General features: G+C 46.9%; 2 protein-coding genes. Both read right to left on the minus strand.

The window, feature by feature from the left end; all coding sequences use genetic code 11:
* A partial coding sequence (locus H6A60_RS12115) for a hypothetical protein (RefSeq protein WP_205104980.1) occupies window positions 1–247 on the minus strand: 247 nt, incomplete at its 3' end.
* A gap of 89 nt (window positions 248–336) precedes the next feature.
* Window positions 337–676: hypothetical protein (locus tag H6A60_RS12120; RefSeq protein WP_205104982.1), on the minus strand; the 340-nt coding region annotated here is incomplete at its 5' end.

The raw sequence follows: 676 nt of genomic DNA on the forward strand, positions 1-676 counted from the left end.
CTTCTTCATCATCCTCTCCTTCCCGAGGATAGACGATGTCGGCGATTTCTCTGTATTCCTTGGGGAATTCAGTTAGGCGAATTTCTTCATCCTTGACAAGGAAGAAAAAAGGGAGACCGACACGGCATCCTTTCCTTTCCGGAGCAAGAATGCCGTCGTAAACATCGTATCCTCGCCATTCGACAAGGAATTTGACGTCGTCAAACCCCCATTTCTCGGCAAATTCCTTAATACGGCTCAATTCCATTTTTCTTCTTCACGTGTTTCAAGGTCAAGGGATTGTTCAATTTGAGACTGTCGCAGCGAAGAAGCTCCGGCGAAGCGGTTCGGTATCGCCTACGTCTCTAGACGATATTCGTCCTCTTCTTCATCATCTTCTTCCCGCGGATAGACGATGTCGGCGATTTCTTTGTATTCATTAGGAAATTCCGTCATCCGGATTTCCTGATCGTTCGAAAGAATGAATCGCGGCAGACCGATGTAGCACCCTTCTTTTTCCGGCGCAAGAATCCCGTCGTAAACATCGTATCCACGCCATTGGACAAGGAATTTGACATCGGCAAAACCCCATTCCGTAGCGAATTCCTTAATGCGGCTCAATTCCATTTTTTTCTTCACTAAATAGCTCCCCGATCGAATTCTCGATTCTGGTGAGGTTTTACGGCTCACTGAGGAT

Source organism: Sutterella massiliensis (assembly GCF_016899755.1).
Lineage (GTDB): Bacteria > Pseudomonadota > Gammaproteobacteria > Burkholderiales > Burkholderiaceae_F > Sutterella > Sutterella massiliensis.